Source organism: Nguyenibacter vanlangensis (genome assembly GCF_013376155.1).
Classification (GTDB): domain Bacteria; phylum Pseudomonadota; class Alphaproteobacteria; order Acetobacterales; family Acetobacteraceae; genus Gluconacetobacter; species Gluconacetobacter vanlangensis.
Map to the genome: position 1 here is coordinate 1 of NZ_JABXXP010001057.1, position 760 is coordinate 760.

At 71.4% G+C, this 760-nt stretch carries 2 protein-coding genes; both read right to left on the minus strand.

The window, feature by feature from the left end:
- On the minus strand, nt 1-631 hold a 631-nt coding region (gene ruvB, locus HUK84_RS21180), incomplete at its 3' end, for a Holliday junction branch migration DNA helicase RuvB (protein ID WP_176641925.1).
- Nucleotides 628-760: RuvA C-terminal domain-containing protein (locus HUK84_RS21185; RefSeq protein WP_218064496.1), on the minus strand; the 133-nt coding region annotated here is incomplete at its 5' end. The genes HUK84_RS21185 and ruvB, both read right to left, overlap by 4 nt.

Genomic DNA, 760 nt, shown 5'->3' on the forward strand with positions numbered 1-760 from the left:
CCTCGGCCCCGTCGGGTGTCAGGTCGAATTGCAGCTTGCGCGCCCCGCGCGAGACGATCTGGCGCAGTTCGTCCGGCGTGTAGAACACCAGCCGCAGCGGGATGCCGAACCGGTCGCGCAACGGGGTCGCCAGCAGCCCCGCCCGGGTGGTGGCGGCGACCAGCGTGAAGGGAGACAGATCGATCCGCACCGAGCGGGCGGCCGGCCCCTCGCCGATGATCAGGTCGAGCTGGAAATCCTCCATCGCCGGATAGAGCACTTCCTCGATCGCCGGCTGCAGGCGATGGATCTCGTCGATGAACAGCACGTCGCGCGGCTGCAGGTTGGTCAGGATCGCCGCCAGGTCGCCCGCCCGCTGGATGACCGGGCCCGAGGTCGCGCGGAAACCGACGCCCAGTTCCCGCGCCACGATCTGCGCCAGCGTCGTCTTGCCCAGGCCCGGCGGGCCGTGCAGCAGCACATGGTCCATGGCCTCGCCGCGCTGACGGGCGGCGGCGATGAAGATCGCCAGGTTCTCGCGGCTGGCCTTCTGCCCGGTGAAATCCTCCAGGGTCTGCGGGCGCAGCCCGGCCTCGAGCGCGTCGTCGCCGGTACGGGCGGGATCGACGGTGCGCGGGGGCTGTTCGGTCATTTCGCGAGGTCCCGCAGGCTTTCGCGGATCACGACGTCCAGATCCGCCTTGTCATCCAGGCGCGCGACGATGCGCGCCACCACCGGCTGCGCCTCGGCGCGGCGGAAACCCAGGCCCGCCAGCGCCAGC